Origin of the sequence: Streptomyces aquilus, assembly GCF_003955715.1 — a bacterium.
Classification (GTDB): Bacteria; Actinomycetota; Actinomycetes; order Streptomycetales; family Streptomycetaceae; genus Streptomyces; species Streptomyces aquilus.
The window spans coordinates 5,528,779-5,549,766 of record NZ_CP034463.1; the positions used below are offsets into that span (position 1 = coordinate 5,528,779).

Annotated in this window: 19 protein-coding genes; 13 read left to right on the forward strand and 6 right to left on the reverse strand. The window is 71.3% G+C overall.

The features are described from left to right. Positions 1–11: 11 nt before the first annotated feature. The 12 genes from EJC51_RS25335 to EJC51_RS25390 are packed head-to-tail and all read left to right on the forward strand — an operon-like array spanning position 12 to position 13,566. Positions 12–1,304, forward strand: coding sequence for an ATP-grasp domain-containing protein (locus tag EJC51_RS25335; RefSeq protein ID WP_165951234.1), 1,293 nt, complete (start codon positions 12–14; stop codon positions 1,302–1,304). Further along, positions 1,301–2,692: an ATP-grasp domain-containing protein gene (locus EJC51_RS25340; protein WP_126273180.1), complete on the forward strand. Its 1,392-nt coding sequence runs from the start codon at positions 1,301–1,303 to the stop codon at positions 2,690–2,692. The genes EJC51_RS25335 and EJC51_RS25340 overlap by 4 nt, the downstream gene beginning before the upstream one ends. Then, a complete protein-coding gene (locus EJC51_RS25345) occupies positions 2,689–4,182 on the forward strand; it encodes an ABC transporter substrate-binding protein (protein WP_126273181.1) in 1,494 nt (497 codons plus the stop codon). The genes EJC51_RS25340 and EJC51_RS25345 overlap by 4 nt, the downstream gene beginning before the upstream one ends. Continuing rightward, complete coding sequence (locus EJC51_RS25350; RefSeq protein ID WP_126273182.1) at positions 4,179–5,513, forward strand: lysine N(6)-hydroxylase/L-ornithine N(5)-oxygenase family protein; 1,335 nt, start codon at positions 4,179–4,181, stop codon at positions 5,511–5,513. Before EJC51_RS25345 ends, EJC51_RS25350 begins: the two co-directional genes overlap by 4 nt. Positions 5,514–5,527: 14 nt before the next feature. Then, on the forward strand, positions 5,528–6,919 hold the full coding sequence (locus EJC51_RS25355) for a diaminobutyrate--2-oxoglutarate transaminase family protein (protein WP_126273183.1): 1,392 nt from the start codon (positions 5,528–5,530) through the stop codon (positions 6,917–6,919). Continuing rightward, on the forward strand, positions 6,916–8,214 hold the full coding sequence (locus tag EJC51_RS25360) for a SidA/IucD/PvdA family monooxygenase (RefSeq protein ID WP_126273184.1): 1,299 nt from the start codon (positions 6,916–6,918) through the stop codon (positions 8,212–8,214). The genes EJC51_RS25355 and EJC51_RS25360 overlap by 4 nt, the downstream gene beginning before the upstream one ends. 13 nt (positions 8,215–8,227) lie before the next feature. Then, positions 8,228–8,698: a cupin domain-containing protein gene (locus EJC51_RS25365; RefSeq protein WP_126273185.1), complete on the forward strand. Its 471-nt coding sequence runs from the start codon at positions 8,228–8,230 to the stop codon at positions 8,696–8,698. Beyond that, complete coding sequence (locus EJC51_RS25370) at positions 8,698–9,906, forward strand: NAD(P)/FAD-dependent oxidoreductase (RefSeq protein ID WP_126273186.1); 1,209 nt, start codon at positions 8,698–8,700, stop codon at positions 9,904–9,906. The genes EJC51_RS25365 and EJC51_RS25370 overlap by 1 nt, the downstream gene beginning before the upstream one ends. Next, positions 9,893–10,498: a serine O-acetyltransferase EpsC gene (gene epsC / locus EJC51_RS25375; protein ID WP_126273187.1), complete on the forward strand. Its 606-nt coding sequence runs from the start codon at positions 9,893–9,895 to the stop codon at positions 10,496–10,498. The genes EJC51_RS25370 and epsC overlap by 14 nt, the downstream gene beginning before the upstream one ends. A gap of 14 nt (positions 10,499–10,512) precedes the next feature. After that, positions 10,513–12,156: a methionine--tRNA ligase gene (locus EJC51_RS25380; protein WP_126273188.1), complete on the forward strand. Its 1,644-nt coding sequence runs from the start codon at positions 10,513–10,515 to the stop codon at positions 12,154–12,156. Next, entirely contained in the window at positions 12,153–13,139 is a 987-nt protein-coding gene (locus EJC51_RS25385) for a hypothetical protein (RefSeq protein WP_126273189.1), read from the forward strand. Before EJC51_RS25380 ends, EJC51_RS25385 begins: the two co-directional genes overlap by 4 nt. Continuing rightward, positions 13,084–13,566 (forward strand): rhodanese-like domain-containing protein, encoded by a 483-nt coding sequence (locus tag EJC51_RS25390; RefSeq protein ID WP_126273190.1) that lies wholly within the window; start codon positions 13,084–13,086, stop codon positions 13,564–13,566. The genes EJC51_RS25385 and EJC51_RS25390 overlap by 56 nt, the downstream gene beginning before the upstream one ends. 7 nt (positions 13,567–13,573) lie before the next feature. Here the strand turns inward: EJC51_RS25390 and EJC51_RS25395 are convergent, their stop codons facing one another. Beyond that, positions 13,574–14,557, reverse strand: a complete 984-nt coding sequence (locus EJC51_RS25395) for a helix-turn-helix transcriptional regulator (RefSeq protein WP_126273191.1) — start codon at positions 14,555–14,557, stop codon at positions 13,574–13,576. A 415-nt stretch (positions 14,558–14,972) separates the two neighbouring features. On the opposite strand from EJC51_RS25395, the gene EJC51_RS47820 reads away from it, so the two are divergent. After that, positions 14,973–15,110, forward strand: a complete 138-nt coding sequence (locus tag EJC51_RS47820; protein ID WP_165951235.1) for a hypothetical protein — start codon at positions 14,973–14,975, stop codon at positions 15,108–15,110. 82 nt (positions 15,111–15,192) lie between these two features. On the opposite strand, the gene EJC51_RS25400 is transcribed toward EJC51_RS47820, so the two are convergent. The 5 genes from EJC51_RS25400 to EJC51_RS25420 form a co-directional block, all read right to left on the reverse strand. Beyond that, positions 15,193–15,558 carry a PH domain-containing protein gene (locus tag EJC51_RS25400; protein WP_126273192.1) on the reverse strand — a complete coding sequence of 122 codons (366 nt, stop codon included), beginning with the start codon at positions 15,556–15,558 and terminating at the stop codon, positions 15,193–15,195. Positions 15,559–15,644: 86 nt separating this feature from the next. Beyond that, the gene (locus EJC51_RS25405; protein ID WP_126273193.1) at positions 15,645–16,109 is read right to left on the reverse strand and encodes a hypothetical protein; all 465 of its coding nucleotides are present in this window, start codon (positions 16,107–16,109) and stop codon (positions 15,645–15,647) included. Between the two features lie 75 nt (positions 16,110–16,184). Continuing rightward, the gene (locus EJC51_RS25410; RefSeq protein WP_126273194.1) at positions 16,185–16,940 is read right to left on the reverse strand and encodes a toll/interleukin-1 receptor domain-containing protein; all 756 of its coding nucleotides are present in this window, start codon (positions 16,938–16,940) and stop codon (positions 16,185–16,187) included. A gap of 15 nt (positions 16,941–16,955) precedes the next feature. Then, entirely contained in the window at positions 16,956–18,680 is a 1,725-nt protein-coding gene (gene metG / locus EJC51_RS25415) for a methionine--tRNA ligase (protein ID WP_126273195.1), read from the reverse strand. Positions 18,681–18,833: 153 nt separating this feature from the next. Further along, the gene (locus tag EJC51_RS25420; RefSeq protein WP_126273196.1) at positions 18,834–20,792 is read right to left on the reverse strand and encodes a VWA domain-containing protein; all 1,959 of its coding nucleotides are present in this window, start codon (positions 20,790–20,792) and stop codon (positions 18,834–18,836) included. Positions 20,793–20,988: the final 196 nt, after the last annotated feature.

The window sequence follows — 20,988 nt, forward strand, 5'->3', positions numbered from 1 at the left end:
GAGTTTTCGCCATGACCCAGCAATCAGCGACCTCGCGATCAACCGGTGACCACACGCTGCTCGTCGTGGGCGGCCGGATCCAGACCCTGCGCAAGGCGGCCGCCCTCGGGATCCGTTTCGTGCTGATCCAGCACCAGGACCACTTCGTGCCGGAGGCGGCGAAGCTCGCCGAGGCCGTGATCATCGCGGACTACACCGACTGGGAGACCACCCGCCCGCTGATCGAGGCCGCGCACACCGCGTACGGCTTCACCCGGGTGGTGTCGATCACCGAGCCCGGGCTGGTGCCGGCCGCGCGGATCAGCGACCACCTGGGACTCGGCGGGACCACCGAGCGTACGGCCGAACTCCTGCGGGACAAGCGGGCGATGCGTGATCTGCTGGCCGCCGCGGAGGAGACCCGGGACCTGTCGGTCGCCGCCGCCGAGGTGACGAACGCGCAGGACCTGGTGGCCTTCGGCGCCGCGCACGGCTACCCGTTCGTGCTCAAGCCCGCCGACGCCACCGCGAGCCTCGGTGTCGAGCGCATCGACGGGCCCGAGCAGGCGGCGGCCGCGTGGGCCGGCGTGGAGGCGCTGCGGGCGCGCACCGACCTGCAATGGGGCAACTTCTTCCACATCGAGCGCTTCCTCGTCGAGCAGTACATCGCCGGCCCGGAGTTCAGCGTGGAGTCGTTCTCCTTCGCGGGCCGGCACGTGGTCCTCGCGATCACGGAGAAGCTGACCGGCGGCGACAACGGGTTCATCGAGTTCGGGCACGCGCTGCCGGCCCGGCTCACCGCCGAGCAGGAGCGGAGCGTCGAGGACACGGTGGCCCGCTTCCTGGACGCCCTCGGACTCACGGACGGCGCCGCCCACACCGAGCTGCGGCTCACCCCGACCGGCCCGAAGATCATCGAGAGCCACAACCGCATGGGCGGCGACCGCATCTTCGACCTGCTGAACGCCGCCTACGGCATCGACGTCGAGGAGTGGATCGTGGCCTGGCAGTTCGGGCTGATCCCGGCCCTGGACGCCCGCCCGGTGCCGGAGCGCTCCGCCGCCACCCGCTTCCTGTCCGCCCGCCCCGGCACGGTCGTCGAGGTGCAGGGCGTCGAGGAGGCCAAGCAGCTGGCCGATGTCATCGACGTCGAGACCACCGTCAAGCCGGGCGACGTCCTGGGCGAACTGCGCGGCAACTGGGACCGCGCGGGCCAGGTGCTGACCACCGGTCCGGACACCACGGCGGCGATCGAGACCGCCGAGGCACTCACCGAGCAGATCACGGTGGTCACCGTCGAGCTGGAGCAGAAGGTCGCGGCATGAGCAACAAGCCTCTGAGCAACAAGCCTCTGAGCAACAAGCCTCTGAGCAACAAGCCTCTGAGCAACAAGCCTCTGAGCAACAAGATCCTGCTGATCATGCGGAACACCTACGCCTGGCACCGCGAGCACATCGAGACGCTGGAGCGGATGGGCCTGGAGATCCACCTGGCGACCGGCGTGAAGCAGGCCGCCGCGGACGGCCGCTTCGCCTCCGTGATCCCGGTCCCGGAGGAGCTGGAGGGCGAGTCGATGGCCGCCTTCTGCGCCGACGAGGCCCGCAGGCTGGGCATCACCACCGCGATCACCTTCTACGACAGCGACATCGCCGTCACCTCCCGCGCCAACCAGCTGCTCGGCCACACCTGGCCGCGCCCGCAGGCCGACGCGATCTCCCGGGACAAGAAGCTCCAGCGCACCTTCCTCACCGAACACGCCCTGCCCGCACCGCGGTTCGCCGGGGTGACCGGCGTCGAGGCGGGTCTGAAGGCGGCCGAGGACTTCTCGTACCCCTTCATCGTCAAGCCCAGCGCGCTCGCCGCGAGCATCGGGGTGAGCCTGGTCCGCGACCGGGACGAGCTGGAGCGGGCGCTGACCGACGTGGCGCGGCTCGCCGAGGAGTGGGGCGGCTACTTCCCGAGCGACGGCCCCGAGATCGCGCTGATCGAGGAGTTCCTGCCGGGCAAGGAGGTCACCCTCGACGGGGTCGTCGTGAGCGGCGAGTTCCACCTCGTCGGCGTCACCAACAAGATGCAGATGCCGGGCCCCTACTTCGAGGAGGACTTCTACACCCTGCCCTTCCGCACCCCGGAGGAGGAGCCGGAGCTGGTCGCGGTCGCCGAGGGCATCGTCGCCGGACTCGGGGTCGAGCACTGCCTGTTCAACGCCGAGTTCCGGCAGGACGCCCAAGGCCGGTACCGGGTCGTGGAGTTCGCCACCCGGATGAGCGGCGGCCAGAACTACCGCAACCTGCGCGAGGTGCACGGCATCGACGCGGTACGGCTGTACGCCAAGGCCGTGCTCGCCGGGGACGACGCCGGCCGGCGGGCCGCCGTCCTCGACGGCGAGGTCCGCCGGGCCGCCACCCCGCGCGCGGCGACCTGCATCAAGTTCGCCTACCGGACCGGCACGCTGGTCCGCAACAACCCCGGAGACGCCTACCACTCCCCCTACTTCCGCTCCTACATCCCCGCCTCCAAGCCCGGCGACCGGCTGCGCCGCGCCCCCGAGGGCTGGTACGAGATCGCCGGCTCGCTCGCCGTCGCCGCGCCCTACCGGGGCGTCGAGGACGTCGACCGGGTGGAGCGGATCGCCGCCGAACTGGACGAGCGGCTCGACGTCGTCATGGTCCCGCCCGTGGCCGTGCCGCCGGCGGTCAGGGGCGCCGCGTGATCTTCCGCATGGGCATCACCGAGCCCACCGCCATCGACCCGTACAAGGCCCAGGAGGGCGAGGGCATCCTCGTCTGCAAGGCACTGTTCACCGGGCTGCTCGCGCTCGACGAGGACGGCGAGCTGATCCCGGCGACGGCCCGGGAATGGGCGTCCGACCCGACCGCGACGACCTGGACGTTCCGGCTGCGCACCGACACCGTGTTCAGCGACGGCGAACCGGTCACCGCGCACAGCTTCGTACGGGGCTGGCGGCGGGCGCTGGACCCCGAGGCCAACACCGAGACCGCCTACCACCTGGCGGGCGTACGGGACTTCACGGCCGTGGACGAGGCCACGCTGGTCGTCGAACTCGCCGAGCCGGACGTCCAGTTCGACCTCAAGACGCTCCAGCCGATCTTCTTCCCGGTGCCGTCCTGGACGCCGCCCGCGCTGGAGGCGTCGTACAACGATCTCCCGGTCGGCAACGGCCCGTTCGTGATGGACGGGCCCTGGCGGCACGGCGAGGCGATCCGGCTGCGGCGCAACGAGCGGTGGTTCGGGCCGCGGCCCGAGATCGAGGAGATCCACCTCGACATCCTCGACCCGGTCACCGCCCTCGACGACGAGTACGCCCGGTTCGTCGACGGCACCTACGACTACGCCCGCATCCCGCCCGCCCGGACCAAGGAGGCGACTCGGCAGGGCGGTTACCTGGAGCAGGAGGGCGCCGGGCTCTTCTACCTCATCCCCTTCTGCCACCAGGCTCCCATGGACTCGGTGGACGCCCGCCGGGCGGTCTCCGCCGCCATCGACCGGCAGGGGCTCATCGACACCCACTTCCACGGCAGCCGTACGGCCGCGCACTCGCTGCTGTCGCCGTGGTTCGGCAAGGCGCACACCCCGCGCGCCGAGATCGACGACGACTGGACGGCGTACGACCCCTCAAGGGCCAGGGAGGCGGCCCGGCGGGCCGGGCTCGGGCCCGGTACCCGCGTCGACCTCGCCTACAACACCGGTGCCGGGCACGACGACTGGGTCATCGCCCTCGCCAAGGGGCTTGAGGAAGTCCACGGCTGGCGGGTCGAGTTGCTGCGCACCGACGCACGCGGTCTCGTCGACCACCGCACCTCGATCGCGGCGGCAGGTCTGTGCCGGGCCGGGTGGGCCTGCGACTACCCCACCCCCGACAACATGCTCTTCCCGCTGCTGCACTCCTCCTGCACCGCCCCCGACGCCGAGGGCACCGCCCACGGCGACAACGAAGGGCGGTACGTCGACGCCGAGTTCGACGCCCTGGTGGCCCGCGCCCGCGCCGCCGGCGACCCCGCCGAACGCGTCGACGCCTGGCGGCGCGCCGACCGGATCGCGATCCGCGACCTCGCCCTGATCCCCCTCTGGTACCGCACCGACCAACGCGTGTACGCGGCCGACCGGCTCGGCGGTCTGCGCATCGACTTCGACGGTAACCCGACCTTCACGACTGTCACTTCAAGGAGCACTCAGCGATGACCAGCCGCACGTCCACTCCTGTCTACGACATCCTCGGCATCGGCTTCGGGCCCGCCAACCTCGCCCTCGCCATCGCCCTGGAGGAGCGGAACTCACCGCTGACGGCACGCTTCCTGGAGGCCCGGCCGAGTCCGGAGTGGCAGCCCGGGATGCTGCTCGACGGCTCCGACATCCAGAACCACCCCAGCCGCGACCTGGTGACCCTGCGCAACCCGCGCTCGCGCTACAGCTTCCTCAACTACCTGCACGAGCAGGGGCGGCTGCTGCGCCACCTGAACCTGCCCGCGGAGTTCCCGCTGCGCAAGGAGTACGCCGGGTACATCCGCTGGGCCGCCGGCTTCTTCTCCCACCTCGTCGACTGCAACCAGCGGGCCGAGGGCCTTCAGGTCGTGGAGGAGAACGGGGAGCGGCTGTACGAGGTGACGACCATGGCGGGCAACCGCTACCTCGGCCGCACGCTGGTCATGGGCCCCGGGCGGACGCCGTACATCCCGGCGCCGTACGACACCCTGCGCGGTGACCGGGTGTTCCACCTCACCCAGTACCTGCCGAAGCTGGCCTCGCTCACCGCGTCCGGTGAGCCGGCCTCGGTCGCGGTCATCGGCGGCAGCCAGAGCGCGGTGGAGCTCGCCCTCGACCTGGGCCGGCGCTTCCCGCGGACGCGGGTGACGACGTACACCCGCTCCCACTCGCTGCGGCAGAAGGACACCAGCCCGTTCAGCGAGGAGGGGTACTTCCCCGAGTTCACCGACTACTACTTCAGGGCCTCCCGGGACGGCAAGAAGGCGCTCGACGCGTACATGCACCCGACGAACTACTCGTCCGCCGACATCGACGTGCTGCGCGAGCTGTACCTGGAGATCTACGAGCAGGAACTCGACGGCGACCAGCGGCTGTTCGTCCGCGGCAACCTGGAGGCCGTGTCGGTGGCCGAGGCCGGCGGGCGGGTGGACATCGACTTCCGCGAGCGGCACACCGGGGAGACGGTGACCGACTCCGTGGACTTCGCGGTCCTCGCGACCGGCTTCCGCAACATGGGGCCGGGCGCGCACGAGGAGCTGTGCCCGCCCTTGATGGCCGGGCTGGCGGACCGGTTCGCGAAGGAGAGCGACGGGCGGCTGGAGGTCTCCGGCGACTACGCGCTCAAGCCGGTCGTCGACGGGACGCCGCCGCTGTTCCTCAACGGCCTGTGCGAGTCCAGCCACGGCATCGGTGACGCCGGGTCGTTCAGCCTCCTGTCCCTGCGCGCCTCCACCCTCACCGACGCCCTCACCGAGCGCCTGTCCACCCGCGCCACCACCGACCGCAGCGCCGTCCTGGCTGCCGCCTGACCAACGGAACCGAGATGACTGCAACCATCGATCACGCTGCCCCTACTTCGTCCGGGTACCCCGGGCCCTACGTCTCCGGCACCCTCCCCGGCCCCCGCAGCGCCGAGCTGCTCGACCGGCAGGCCGCCCGTGAGTCCAACTCGCGCTCCTATCCACGGAAACTTCCCATAGCCATACGACGCGGCAAGGGCAGCTATGTGGAGGACCTCGACGGGAACGTCTTCCTCGACTTCCTCTCCGGGGCCGGGGTGCTCTCCCTCGGGCACAACCACCCCGAGCCGCTCGCCGCCGCGCACCGGCAGCTCGACGAGTTCGTGCACGGGCTGGACTTCCCGACCCCCATCAAGGACGAGTTCACCGAGCTGACCATCGGGATGCTGCCGGCGCCGATGCGGGAGCGGACCCGCATCCACTTCTGCGGGCCGACCGGGGCCAACGCCGTCGACGCCGCGCTGAAGCTGTGCAAGACCGCCACCGGCCGCGAGGAGATCATCACCTTCCAGGGCGGCTTCCACGGCGCCACGATGGCCGCGATGAGCGTCACCGGGCTCGTCGAGCAGAAGGAGCCGGTGCGGGGCCGGATGCCGGGCGTGCACTTCTTCCCGTACTCCAACTGCCACAGCTGCCCTCTCGGCCTCAAGCGCGAGAACTGCGAGGTCAACTGCGCCACCTTCCTGGAGCGCGCCCTCACCGACGTCAACGGCGGCATCACGCTCCCCGCCGCCGTGATCATGGAGCTGGTCCAGGGCGAGGGCGGTGTCATCCCGGCCGACGTGGAGTTCGTGCGGCGGGTGCGGGAGGTCACCAAGCGGCTCGGCATCCCGATGATCGTCGACGAGGTGCAGAGCGGCTGCGGCCGCACCGGCACCTGGTTCGCCTTCGAGCAGTACGGCATCGAGCCCGACGTGGTGTGCGCGTCCAAGGCGCTGAGCGGCATGGGGCTGCCGGCCGCCGTCATCCTCTACGACGAGAAGCTGGACGCCTGGGCGCCGGGCGCCCACACCGGCACCTTCCGCGGCAACCAGCCCGCCTTCGCCGCCGCCGTCGCCACGATGAAGGTCGTCGAGCGGGACCGGGTGCTGGAGAACGTCCGGGCACGGGCCGAGCAGCTGATGGTGCACCTCCAGGGGCTGCGGGGCCTCAGCCCGTACGTCGCCGACGTGCGCGGACTCGGGCTGATGACCGGCGTCGAGCTCAACGACCCCGTCACCGGGCGGCCCGCCACCCAGCTGGCCAAGCGCGTGCAGTGGGAGGCCGTCAGCCGCGGGCTGATCCTCGAACTCGGCGGCCGTGACGACTGCGTCGTGCGCATGCTGCCGCCCCTGAACTGCTCCGAGCAGGAGATCGACATCGCCGGACGCATCCTGCGCGAGGCCCTCACCGCCGCCGAGGAGGCCCTCCGATGAGCCCGCACGACGTCCACGACCTCGTCGTCGCCGGGTTCGGGCCCTCCGGGATCGCGCTCGCCGCCGCCGTCGAGGACCACGACGACGCCCACGGCGGGGTGCTCAGCGCCCGCTACCTGGAGAAGGCCGCCGACTCCGCCTGGCAGCCCAACCTCGTCCTGCCCGGCACCGACATCCAGCACCACTTCCTGCGCGACTTCGCGACGCCCCGCGACCCGCGCTCCCGGTTCGGGTTCCCGAGCTATCTGCACCAGACCGGCCGCTTCTACCCGTTCACGCTGATGGGCGGCTACCCGAGCCGCCTGGAGTGGTCGGACTACGTGCAGTGGGCGGCCGGGCAGGTGCGCGGCCGGGTCGACTACCACCGCGAGGTGCTGTCGGTGGAGCCGGTGATCGGCGACGGCGGGCGGGTGCGCAGTGCCCGGGTCGTCTCCCGTGATCCCCGGGACGGGTCCCTGCACACCGTCGAGGGCCGCAACATCGCCCTCGCCACCGGTCACGAGGCCTACGTCCCCGAGGTGTTCCGGCCCGCGATGGGCGAACGCGTCTTCCACGCCTCGCAGTTGCTGCCGAAGCTCGCCGCCCTCGGCTCCCTGGACCGGGTCGCCGTCATCGGCGCCGGGCAGACCGCCGGTGAGATCGTGCTGCACCTCGCCGGGCTCCACCCCGACGCCCGCATCCACTCCCTGGTCCGGCACGCCGGCTTCCGGATGTACGAGCTGGGCCACTTCAGCAACGAGGTGTACTTCCCCGACGAGACCGACTACTTCTACGCGCTCGGCGACGAGGAGCGCGAGCGCGCCCTGGACCAGGCCCGCGCCACCAACTACGCCGCCGTCGACCCGGACGTCTCCACCGGGCTCTACCAGGCCGTCTACCAGGACCGGCTCACCGGACGGCAGCGGCTGCACATGCACCGCCGCACCGATGTGCGCGAGGTCCAGCAGCTCGGCGACGTCGTCCGGCTGCACACCGAGGAGGTCTTCACCGGCGAGCGTAGCGTCATCGAGGCCGACGCCGTCATCGTCTGCACCGGCTACCGCGAGGCCGCCTTCCCCCGCCAGCTGGAGGCGTTCAAGCCCTACTTGACCTTCGACGCCAAGGGCCGCCCCGACGTCACCCGGTCCTACCGCGCCGAGACCACCGACGACTGCGAGGTGGGCCTCTACCTCGACGGCCTCACCGAGTGGCGGCACGGCATCGGCTCCGCCACCTCCTTCAGCCAGATGGCCGCCAAGGCCGACACCATCCACCGCGACCTGCGCAGCCGACTGCGGCAGCCCGTCGCCGCGTGAAACGGGGGACCCCATGAGCAAGCAACAGCCCGAGAAGAAGAGCCTGATGCACGTGTTCACCGCGCACGAGGAGGACATGGTCTTCGAGGAGCCGTACAACGTCAGTGGCCGGCGCATCTTCCCCTGGCCCGGCGCGGTCGAGGAGCCCTTCTGGGGCGGCGCCTGGGTGGACGTGGCGCCCGGCGAGACGTCCACCGCCCACCACCACGACGAGAACGAGATGTTCTTCATCACCGAGGGCAGCGGTGTCATGCGCATCGGCGACGAGACGCGCCGGGTGCGGGCCGGGGAGACGGTGTTCATCACGCCGTACCAGGACCACGACCTCACCAACGACGGCGAGACCCGGCTGCGGTTCGTCACCATCTGGTGGGGCGGCGCGGAGGCCGTGGCGCGCGAACGCGCCAAGTGGGCTTCGGTGTTCGAGATCGACGACCCGTCCGGGCCGCTCAACTCCCGCCTGGCGTCTGGGGTGTCCGTCTGATGAGTCCCATCGTGCACGCGCACGCCGACGCGGTGGTCGTCGGCGGCGGCGTGATCGGCGCGGCCATCGCGCACCAGCTCGCGCTGGCCGGGCTCGGCCGGATCGTGCTGTGCGACCAGGGCCGCGTCAACGCCCAGGGCGCCACGTCCCGTTCGGGCGGGCTGCTGCGGCTGCACCACACCGCCGTCGCCGACACGCGGCTCGCCGCGCGCTCCCTGCCGGTGTTCGAGCAGTGGGCCGACGTCATCGGCGGCGACTGCGGCTACCGGCGCACCGGGTTCGTGATGATCGTCGGCGACAACCACGCCGAGGACCTGCGGCAGAACGCCGCCGCCACCACCGACGCGGCCGGGCACCGGCGGGTCGAGATCGTCGACCCGGACGAGCTGAAGGAGATCTATCCCGGGCTCAGCACCGAGAACATCGCGCTGGCCGCCTACGAGCCCGAGGGCGGCTACGCCGACCCGATGGCCGCCTCGGGGGCGCTGCTGGCCGCCGCCTACCGGCTCGGGGTGTCCCCGTCCGAGGGCATCCGGGCGATGAAGGTCCTGGAGCACGCCGGTGTCGTCACCGGGGTCCTCACCTCCATCGGGCGGATCGACGCGCCGCTGGTCGTCCTCGCCGGCGGCGCCTGGGGCTCGGCCCCCGCCGAGTACCTCGGCGTCCACATCCCGGTGACCGCCCGCCGCATCGGCCTCGCGCAGGCCGAGCTGCCGGGCGCGGGGCGGCGCGGCTCCCGGGCCTCGGTGCCCACCTGCATCGACGACACCACCGGCTCCTACTTCCGGCCCGACGGCCTGGACCGCTTCTACTTCGGTGTGCCCAGCAAGCCGGACACCGAGCTGGGCCGGGACGTGGAGCCGCTCACGCAGGCCGAGCTGGAGGCGGCGATCACCGCGATCGCGGTCCGCGTCCCGCAGGCCGCCACGGCTCCGCTGGCCGGCACCCGCTCGGGCCTCGACGGCTACACCCCGGACAAGCGGCCCGTCGTCGGGGCCGCCGGACCCGACGGGCTCTACCTCGCCCTCGGCTTCAGCGGCGGCGGCTTCAAGATGGCGCCCGCCGTCGCGGAGCTCGCGGCACGGGAGATCATCGACGGCGGTGCCGTCCCCGGCAAGGCCGTCCAGGAACTCCTGGAGCCCTACCGCCCGCAGCGGTTCCTCGCGGGCCGGCCGGTCAGACCGGAGGCGCCCTATGACCACATGTGAGAAGGGACCGCGGCTGCGGGCGCTGCTCGCCGAGGACATCGCCACCGTCCTCGCCAAGGACCCCGCCGCCTCCTCCCGCGCCGAGGTGCTGCTCTACCCGCACATCCACGCCCTGTGGACGTACCGGGTCGCGCACCACCTGTGGCGGCGCGGGCACCGCTTCACCGCCCGCGCCCTGTCACTGCTGGCCCGCGCGGTCAGCGGCATCGAGATCCACCCGGGCGCGCGGATCGGCCGCCGCTTCTTCGTCGACCACGGCACCGCCGTCGTCATCGGCGAGACCGTCCGCATCGGCGACGACGTGATGCTCTATCACCAGGTCACGCTCGGCTCGGTCGGCTGGTGGAAGGACCTGCGCCGCCCGGCCGGCTCCCGCCGCCACCCCGTCGTCGGCGACCGCGTGATCATCGGCACCGGTGCCAGCGTCCTCGGCCCGGTCACCGTCGGCTCCGACTCCCGGGTCGGCGCCCACGCCATCGTCCTGGACGACCTCCCGCCGCACAGCCGCGTGGTGGCACCGACCTGCGAGGTGCTCCCGGCGCTCGACACCGGCGCCGTGCCGGAGCCCGCCCTCAACCAGCTCGCATCGTAAGGACTTTGAACATCATGACCTCGTACGTCGTCACCAGCGCCCCGCCCAACCCCAACGGCGACCTCCACCTCGGCCACCTCTCCGGCCCGTTCCTCGGCGCCGACATCCTCAGCCGGCACCTCCGCCAGCGCGGCCACGACGTGAGGTACGTCGGCTACTCCGACGAGCACTCCTGCTACGTCCCGCGCCGCGCCGCCGAGATCGGCTCCACCGCGTACCCGACCGCGAAGCTGTTCGGCGACCGCATGGAGAACACACTGTCGCTGGGCGCCATGCACCACGACTGGTTCACCCGCCCGCTGACCGACACCACACACACCGAGTTCGTGCAGCGCTTCTTCCTGGAGCTGTGGAACGCGGGCGCGCTGAAGGTCGAGGAGCTGCCCGTCTTCCGCTGCGAGCCCTGCGACCGCTACCTCTACGAGGCCGAGGTGCGCGGCGAGTGCCAGTTCTGCGCCGACCCCTCCGACGGCGTCTACTGCGAGGCCTGCGGTCTCGCCCAGGACCCCGCGGGCCTGGCCAACCCCAAGTGCACGTCCTGCTGGCAGGAACCGGGCCTGACCACCCTGCGCCGGATCGTGTTCCCCCTCGACGACTACCGCGACCGGCTCCAGGCGTACTACGCCGAGGCCCAGGCGAAGGCGGAATGGCGCCCGCGCCTGATCTCCTACCTGGACGGCCTGTTCGAGCGGGCGCTCCCCGACACCCCGATCTCCCGCGAGGCCGACTACGGCATCCCGGTCCCGCTGGAGGGCTGGGAGGGGCACATCCTCGACACCTGGTTCAGCGGCATCTTCGGCTACGCCGCCGCCACGGCCCGCCTCTCCGAGGCCAAGGGCGACAAGGCGGAGTGGGAGCGCCTGTGGACGAACCCCGACACGAAGATCGTCAACTTCATCGGCTTCGACTGCTCGTTCTCGCACGCGGTGCTGTGGCCGGCCCTCCTGCTCGCCCAGGGCACGCTGACGCTCCCGTCCCAGGTCGTGATCAACGAGTTCTACCGCCTGGAGGGCGACAAGTTCTCCACCAGCCGCGGCCACGCCATCTGGGGCGGCGAGTTCCTGCGCCGGGTCAACGCCGACGCGCTCCGCTTCCACCTCGCGCTGACCGGCCCCGAACGGGAGCAGAACAACTTCTCCATGAAGGAGTTCGCCGACACCGTCAGCACGGTCCTCGCCGGCGGCATCGAGCGCTGGACCGACACCGTCCTGGACCTGCTCGCGCAGGACTTCCAGTCGGTGGTCCCGGAGGCGACCCTGTCCGTCACCTTCCTCGACGAGGACCGCGCCGAACTGCCCGCCCGCATCGCCGCCGCCCTCGGCGCGGAGACCTTCTCCCCGCAGAAGGCCGCCGCCGAACTGGCCGTGATCGTCGACCGCGCCGTCGACGACCTGCGCCAGCTGTCCCTGGTCCGGGCCGCCGGCCCGCGCGAGGAGTACGCCGCCCGCCTCGTCGCCCACCTCGAACTCCTCGCGGCGGTCGCGGTCACCTCGGCCCCCCTGATGCCGGGCTGGTCCGCCCACCTCGCCGGACAGCTGGGCGTCGCGGTGGACATGACGACGCAGATGCCCCAGTGGGCGGCGCTGGAGGGCCGTTTGGTCCCGGCGGGCACCCAACTGCCGGACGCGGCGCCGCTGTTCTTCCACGAGCTGTCATGAGGGACGTGACGGCGGCGGCGGTCCGCACCCTCGCCGCCGTCCTCGGCGCGGGCGCCCTGCTGCTGCCCGCCGCGCTCGCTCCCGTGCCGGTCGGGTACTCCGCGGCGGTCGCGCTCGTGGTGGCCGTCTGGTGTCTGCTCGTCGCGCGTGCGGGCGGCACCGCCCGGGGCGGGGCGGTCGGGTTCGTGCGGCGGCGGCTGGGGTTCCGGGCCGCCCGGACCGTCACCGGGCTGTACTTCGCCGGGTTCGCCACCGGGCAGGCCGCGGTCGCGCTGACGGCCGGGGAGTTCGCGGCCCGGCTGGGGGGCGACGCGTACGGCTGGTCGGTCGCGGTCCTGCTGGCCGCCGCCACCTGGGCCACCTACCGCCCCCGCCCGCTGCCGACGCCGGTACGGCGGCTGCGGCTGGCGGCCGTGCTGACGGCGGCCGGGGGATGGTGGGCGCTGGGCGGGGCCCCCGACGCCACCGCCTCCTGGTGGGTGCTGCTCCCGCTGCTCTTCGGCTGGGTCGGCATCGAGGGCTCGGTGCCGGGGCGGACTGCCCTCACCGGAACGCTCCTCGGCGTCACGGCCGCCGCCGCCCTGTACGCCGTACTCCTGCGACCGCCCGCTCCCCTCGCCGACCTCCCCCTCGCCCCCCTCGCCCTGCTGAGCGCCCTCGTCCTCGCTCTCTACTGCCGCACCAACCTCCAGGCCACCGGCACCCGCTGGCACGAACTGACCGGCCGCCCGCGGGCCGAAGGAACCGCCACCGCCGCCACCCTCGCCCTCGTCACCCTCACGCTCGCCCATCTCACGGGCGGCACCGCCGCCCTGCTCCTGCTGCCGGGCAGCGCGACCGCGGCGATCCTCGCGGTCGTCGCCGTAGCCGCCGTACGCACCCCCACGACCCTCACGACCCTCACGAACCGATCCAAGGAGAAGCCCCATGACCACCACGACCACCACCGCCCCCTCGAAGGTGCTGCGCGTCCCCGCCGCTGACCCCGCCGAGGCGCTCGCCCACTTCCGCGGGCGGCTGTCCTTCGAGGCCGACGCCTCCGACGTGCACGCCGACATCGAGTCGGGCGCCAAGGGGTTCGTGCTGATCGACACGCGCAGCACCGAGGCGTGGGAGCAGGGGCACATCCCGGGGGCCGTGCATCTGCCGACGGATGAAATCGCGGAGCGCGCAGCCGAGTTGGTGCCGGCCGGGTCGCTGGTCGTCACCTACTGCTGGGGGCCCGGCTGCAACGGGGCCACCCGGGCCGCGTACGCCTTCGCCGGGCTCGGCTATCCCGTCAAGGAGATGCTGGGCGGCTTCGAGTACTGGTCCCGCGAGGGGTTCGAGGTCGAGGACGCGGCCGGCCTGCGCCAGCAGGCGGTCGACCCGCTGACGGCGCCGGTCAGCGGAATCGCCTGCGCCTGCTGAAGTCCCGTTACAGCAGCCCGTGTTCGACGGCTCGCTGCCCCAGTTGGAAGCGACTTTGCGCGTCCAGTTTCTCCATCAGCTCCGAGATCAGGCGCCGTTCGCTGCGCAGCGAGATGCCGAGGCGGCGGGCGGCGGCCTCGTCGGTGTAGCCCTGGGCGAGCAGGCGGAGCAGTTCGCGGGGCTGGGAGCCGGGGTCGTCGAGGCTGCGGCGGGCCGGTTCGCCGAAGGGGGTGGCCGTCGCCCACACGGCGTCGAAGAGGGCGCAGAAGGCGGCCACGGCACCCGGTTCGCGCAGCAGGACCGCGCCCAGGGAGCTGTCGGCCGGGTCGATCGGGACCAGGGCCTTCTGCCGGTCCAGGATGATCATCCGCATCGGGAGGGAGGGGACGGTGCGCAGCTCGCCGCTGTGCTCGGTGAGCCAGCGGGCGTGTTCGACGCTGACCGGGTCGTTGCGGAGGGAGTCCTGATAGACGCCCTTGACCTTGACCCCGCGGTCGAGGAGGCCGGTGGTGAGCGGCTCGCTGGCCTCGAACTGGGCCGCGGGCTGGGGGCCGCCGGGGTGGAAGCTGATGATCTCGGTGCGGACGTCGGCGGTCAGCTCGGTGATCTTGGCGCGCACCGCCTCGACCCCGAGGAATCGTTCCGCCCCCTGCTCGGGCTCCTCCGGGTGCAGCTCGGCGTACTGGGTGAGCAGGGCGTCGGCGGCGGCCTGGCTCTCGGCGAGGGCGCGCTGCCGTTCGACGATCTCGGCCTGCTGGTGGGCGAGCAGGGAGTCGAGCGCCGCCTTGGGGGCGACCACGCGCAGCCGGCCGTCCCGGCGCCAGGTGGGGGTGAGAAGGGAGAGACGGGTGAGTTCCTCCAGCTCCTCGCGCACCTTCTCCTCGGTGACACCGAGCTCTTTCGCGGCCTCCGCGACGGCCAGATCCGGCCGTCTGAGAATGGCCCGGTACAGACGGTCGGACTGTTCGGTCAGTCCGAGAGAAACCAGCACGCAAGCCCCCCAGCTTCGTGTCACGGAGCGACGGCGGGTCCCGACAACGCTGGCGGCACATGGGGGACGGGCCCGTCCCAGCCCCGGCGCGGCCACTCCGTGGGTCAAGTCATGCGGAGGGATTGTGCCGCCCGACGGGGTCTCACCACAAGCCTGTCCGGGGAGCGGACGCGCAGGTCAGCAGCGTGACGTGATCATGCTCGTGGCGACTTCCCAAGATCACCCCGAACGGCTGTGAAGATCCCGTGCACGCCCACCCGGCCCTCCGGGCCGCGCGCTGGCACACATGTGCCAGATCGTTTCGTGCCACGGAAAACACGCGACTCGAGGATCACTCGAACCCCAGTATGGAGTCACGCCGAACCGCCCGGAACGGCCCAACTCACGCTAAATCACCGCTACTTGGGGGAACCAAATGCGCCGCATGCTCGCCACGCTCGTCGCCGTCACCGCCGCCGCCCTGATCGCCGTCCTCGGCGCGAGCGACTCCGGTGCCGACGCCCCGACGACCACCGTGGCGACGGCGAAGGTCACCGACCCGGGCTGGTCCTAGTCCGCACCCCCACCCCCGAGAAGGGGCCCGGAACCGCCACACGGTTCCGGGCCCCTTCATATTTTGTTCATCTCCGCCTGGGTCAGCGGGCCACGTGCTGCGTGAGGATCGCCTGTACCTCGTAGATGTCGACGCCCTTGGTGAACGTCTTCTGGAACGGCAGCGACTGGCCCGAGACCCAGACCTTCAGCTCGGCGTCGAGGTCGAAGGTGCCGGCCGTCTCCACCGCGAAGTGCGTGATGCTGCGGTACGGGATGGAGTGGTACTCGACCTTCTTGCCGGTGATGCCCTGCTTGTCGACCAGGATCAGCCGCCGGTCGGTGAACATGATGACGTCACGCACCAGCTGGTACGCCGCCTGCACGCCCTCGCCGGAGCCCAGCAGCCTGGCGAAGTCCGAGGCCGCCTGGCCCGGGTCGATGGTGTGCGCGTTGCCGAAAAGTGCCATGGATGAAACCCCCCACTAGTGATCTTCGGGCATGTATAGCGCCTTGTCGGGGCCGCTGCCTAGATCACGTGAAGGAACTGTGATCGTCAGGCGTCGTAACTCCCGTCCCAGGGCGGCCCGAAGCCCAGCCGGTCCGGATACAGCTCCGCCCACGCCTCGCCGTCCTCCTCCCCGGTGACGAGCCCGAACAGCACGCCGTCCACGACGAGTTCGAAGGGCCGTACCGCGATGTCGGTGTACGTCCGCCGGGGCAGGCTGCGCAGCCGGGTCGCCAGATGCGCGCGGGCGCGCGCGAGCACGGAGGCGTCCCGCTGCTGCTCGGCCCAGGTCCCGGCACACCAGATCTCCGAGTCGCGGTAGTTGCCCTCCGCGTCGAAGGTGTGCAGCACGGAGTAGAGGCGCTTCTGCGCCTCCCAGCCGTCGTCGGGCCGGAAGCCCTTGGGGAAGGCGTAGGTGACCGACCCCAGGAACTGCCCTTCCGCGTAAAGCCCGATGGCCTCGGTACGGCCGTGCGGCTCGTAGGCGATCGGGATGATCCCAGGTACTGCCATGGCGCAAACCATACGTAGGTTTCCTGGCAAGTTCCGCCCCCTGCCCACAACTTGATCACCGTCAGGCGTAAAGTTTTACGACCGCCTGAGCTGGACCGGTACGAACCGCCAGACGCCGTCGGACTGATGGCCGTTGATGCGGCTGAGGGTGTGGAGGTGGAGTTCCCCGCCCTCTTCGCGGAGGGTGCCGTCGTATTCGATGGTGCCGTAGGAGTCCGAGGGCGCGAACGTGATGCGGTCGCCGACGATGTCGTACGTCCCCGTCCCGAGGTCCGGATGGTCCCGGTTGAACCATCTGGCGACCTGCTCGACGGACCCGCTGGTCGTCACGTCCAGTACGGTGCCGTCCGGGTAGAACCGGAGGAACTCCGTGAACCCTTCCTTCGACGACGGCTTCGCGTAGAACCCGTCGTACCGGACGCCGACGCGGGCCGCTGCCACCGCCGCCAGCGACTTCAGGAGCCTGTCGTAACCGCCCTGCGTGAACAGATCCACCCGGTGCCACCTCTGCAACCGCTCCGGGACCTCGCAGTCCTCCAGGCGGGCCGGGATGACGTAGACCGCGCCCTCGGGCTGGTGGTCGGCCTCGTCGAGGACGATGCGGATCTCCTTCTGCACGTATCCGGTCTTGGTGACCGAAGCCCGTGACAGGCAGACCAGGACGAGGTCGCAGGCGCGGATCGCACGGCGGATCTCACGGTCCCAGTCCTGGCCCGGGAGGATGTCCTCCTCGTCGAGCCAGGGCTGGAAGCCCGCGGACAGCAGCTGTGTCCGCAGGCGCCGTACGTCTTCTTTGTCCCCCGACGAATGGCAGAGGAAGATCTTCAGCACGCCCCCGCCCCTCGCCTACTCCGCCGTGCCGCCGAAGCGCTCCTTGTACGTCTCCAGGTCCTCGTCCGTGAGCTTGGCGAACAGGACCGGCGGGACGGTGAAGGGGGTGCCGGCCGGGACCGCGGTGAGCGCCTTCGCCTCGGCCTCGGTGACCCAGGTCGCGGTGTCGTCGGCGAGGGAGAAGGCCTGGCGCATCGCGGCCGAGGTCGCGGGGATGAAGGGCTCCGAGACCACCGAGTAGAGGTGGATCAGGTTCATCGCCGTGCGGAGGGTGAGGGCCGCGCCGTCCTTGTCGGTCTTGATCTCCAGCCAGGGGGCCTTCTCCTCCAGGTAGGAGTTGCCGGCCGACCACAGGGCGCGCAGGGCGGCCGCCGCCTTGCGGAACTGGAGGGCCTCCATCTGGGTCTCGTACTCGGCGAGGAGGCGGGCGATCTCCTCGCCCAGCTTCGCCTCCGCCTCGCCCGGGGTGCCGCCCTCGGGGACGTCGTCGCCGAAGCGCTTGCGGGAGAAGGACAGGACGCGGTTGACGAAGTTGCCGAGGGTGTCGGCGAGGTCCTTGTTGACCGTGGCGGTGAAGTGCTCCCAGGTGAAGGACGAGTCGTCGGACTCGGGCGCGTTGGCGATCAGGAAGTAGCGCCAGTAGTCCGCCGGGAGGATCTCCAGGGCCTGGTCGGTGAAGACGCCCCGCTTCTGGCTGGTGGAGAACTTTCCGCCGTAGTACGTCAGCCAGTTGAAGGCCTTGACGTAGTCGACCTTCTTCCACGGCTCACGGACACCCAGCTCGGTCGCCGGGAACATCACCGTGTGGAACGGGACGTTGTCCTTCGCCATGAACTCCGTGTAGCGGACCGGGTTCTCGCCCTTGTCCGCCTCGTACCACCACGACTTCCAGTCGCGCGTCGACGGGTCCTCGTCGGCCCACTCCTTCGTCGCGCCGATGTACTCGATCGGGGCGTCGAACCAGACGTAGAAGACCTTGCCCTCGGCCGCGAGCTCCGGCCAGGTGTCGGCGGGGACGGGGACGCCCCAGTCCAGGTCCCGGGTGATCGCGCGGTCGTGCAGGCCCTCGGTCAGCCACTTGCGGGCGATGGAGGAGGCGAGCTGCGGCCACTCCGCCTCGTGCCGGGCCACCCACTCCTCGACCTCGTGCTGGAGCTTGGACTGGAGGAGGAAGAGGTGCTTGGTCTCGCGCACCTCGAGGTCGGTGGAGCCGGAGATCGCCGAGCGCGGGTTGATCAGGTCGGTCGGGTCCAGGACCCGGGTGCAGTTCTCGCACTGGTCGCCGCGGGCCTTGTCGTAGCCGCAGTGGGGGCAGGTGCCCTCGACATAGCGGTCCGGGAGGAAGCGGCCGTCGGTGGGGGAGTACACCTGCCGGATGGCTCGCTCCTCGATGAACCCGTTCTCGTTGAGGCGGCGGGCGAAGTGCTGGGTGATCTCGACGTTCTGCTGCGAGGAGCTGCGGCCGAAGTAGTCGAAGGCCAGCGCGAAGCCGTCGTAGACCGCCTTCTGGGCGTCGTGGGCCTGGGCGCAGAAGGCGGCGACGCTGAGGCCGGCCTCCTTCGCGGCCAGCTCCGCCGGGGTGCCGTGCTCGTCGGTGGCGCAGATGTAGAGGACGTCGTGGCCGCGCTGGCGGAGGTACCGGGAGTACACGTCCGCCGGGAGCATGGACCCCACCATGTTGCCCAGGTGCTTGATCCCGTTGATGTAGGGAAGGGCGCTGGTGATGAGGTGTCGAGCCATCGGGGGCTGCTCCCAGGTCGGATTTCGTGATGCTTTACGAACCAAGAAATCGTAGCCGACATGGGGGGACCGCCCGCTCTCCGTTCTGAGGGGTGGAAAGGGGGCGGCCCTGGGGTGGTGCGGGGGTGGTGCGGAGGTGGTGCGGGCTGGGGGCTACGGGCGCCAGTCGATCAGTACGCCGTCGTAGAGCTCCGCGTCCGTGAGCTCCTTCGGGGTGGGGCCCGCGTGGAAGAAGGCCGTGTTGTCGGTCTTCAGCTTGCGGAGGTAGTCGAAGGCCTTGTTCTCGTGCTCGCCGAACGCGACGAAGGAGAAGAAGACGGACGGGTGGGTCTTCGCCGCCTCGGTCAGGGCCTGGGTCGCGGGGGTCTTCGCGTCGGGGGCGCCGTCGGTCTGGAAGACGACGAGGGCGGGGGTGTTCTCGCCGGGGGTGGTCGTCTTGTCGTAGTGGGCGAGTACGGCTTCCACGGCGGCGTGGTAGCTGGTACGGCCCATGCGGCCGAGGCCGGCGTGCGCCTCGTCGATGGCGTCCTTGGGGGAGGCGGGGGTCAGGTCGAGGGTGCCGTCGACCTCGGTGGAGAAGAAGACGACGTGGACGGAGGGGGTGTCCTCGGTGTCCTCGGTGTCCGGGGTGAGGTGCGTGGCGAGGGCGAGGGTCTGGTCGGCGAGGGCCTGGGCGGAGCCGTCCTTGTAGTACGGGCGCATGCTCGCGGAGCGGTCGAGGACGAGGTAGGTCTTGGCGCGGGCGGTGGTGAGGCCGGCCTTGGCGAGGGCGAGGGCGGCGGCGCCGTCACCGAACGTCGCCTCGGCTTCGCCTTCGGCGCCGATGGTGTTCCCACCCGCACCACCCGTGACGGTTTCGATGTCGTCCGCGGGTGGCCCCTGAGGGGCGGACTCGCCGTCGGCGGCCGCGGCGAGGGGGGTGGGGGTGGATTCGGGGGTGGGCTCGGCCTCGGGGGTGGCTGCGGGTTCCGGGGTGGTGTCGGTGGCGGCAGCGGGTTCGGGGGTGGTGTCGGTGGCGGCCTCGGGCTCGGCCTCCGGCTCCGGAGTGGGCTCGGCCTCGGCCTCGGCGGTCGCGGTGGCGGGTTCGGGCTTGGTCTCCGGCTCCGGCTCGGGCTCGGCGTCGGCCTCGGGCAGTGGAGTGGCCTCGGCGGTCGGTTCGGAGGTGGCCTCGGCGGTTGGCTTCGGCTCCTCGACGGCGGGCGTCTCTTCCGCGGTGGGCTCCTCTACGGCCGCCGGCGCTTCGGCAGCGGCAGCCTCGGCCACCGGCTCAGCCTTGGGCTCGGGCTCCGGCTTGGTCTCCGTGACCGGCTCCGGAGTGGACTCCTCCGCAACCGGCTCCTCGACGGGGGCGGTCTCCTCGGCGGCCTCCGGCGCGGGCGCGGGCGTAGCCGCCTCCTCGGCAACGGGCTCCGCCTCGACGACAGGCTCAGCCTCGGAAGCAGCCGCCGCGGGGGCAGCCTCAACCTCGGCAGCGGCCCCCTTCTCGGGCTCGGCACCCTCTACCGCAGGCTCAGCCTCAACCTCAGCGACGGACTCAGCCTCAACCTCAGCCACCGGCTCAGCGCCAGTCTCGGCGACCGGCTCCTCAGCCACCGTCTCAACCTCAGCCTTGACCACCGGCTCAACCTCAGCCACGGGCTCAACCTCAGCCTCGGCCACAGGCTCCTCGGCGACAGGCTCAACCTCAGCCTTGACCACCGGCTCAACCTCAGCCACCGGCTCAACCTCAGCCACCGGCTCAACCTCAGCCTCGGCGGCAGGTTCAGTCTCGGCGACCGGCTCCTCAACCGCCCGCTCCTCGGCCCCGGCCACCCCAACCGTCAGCCCCTCGTCCGCCGACGTCTGGCGAGGCACCGTCACGTTGTCGAAGGCCGCCGCCACCAGATCGTGCTCGTCCTTGGTCGACAGGGACGTCGACGCAGACGAGGACGCGGAAGTCGCTGCCGACGGGCGCTGCTCCGGGACCTCGGCCTTGGTCTCCGGCTCGGGCGCCGCGGGCGCCGGCACCGTCGCCTGAGCGGTCGGCTGCGTCCCCTCCGCACCCTCTGCCTCGGCGGTACGCCCCTTGCGTGAGCGGCCGAACGCGTTCCGCAGGAGAGTGAGAATGCCCATGTGCGCAACCCTTCGCATGAGTTGATGCCCGTCAATCCCTGGCCAGGACGGACACGTAAGGTTAGCGGCCCTGGAGGGGGATCTTGGGCCGGGGAGGGCATCGGAAGCCGCTCCCGTCAAGGGTCGTATTCGGTCTTACCGCGCAACCCGACCCCAACTCCCACCCCGCTACTCCGCATTCACCGCGCGTTCATCG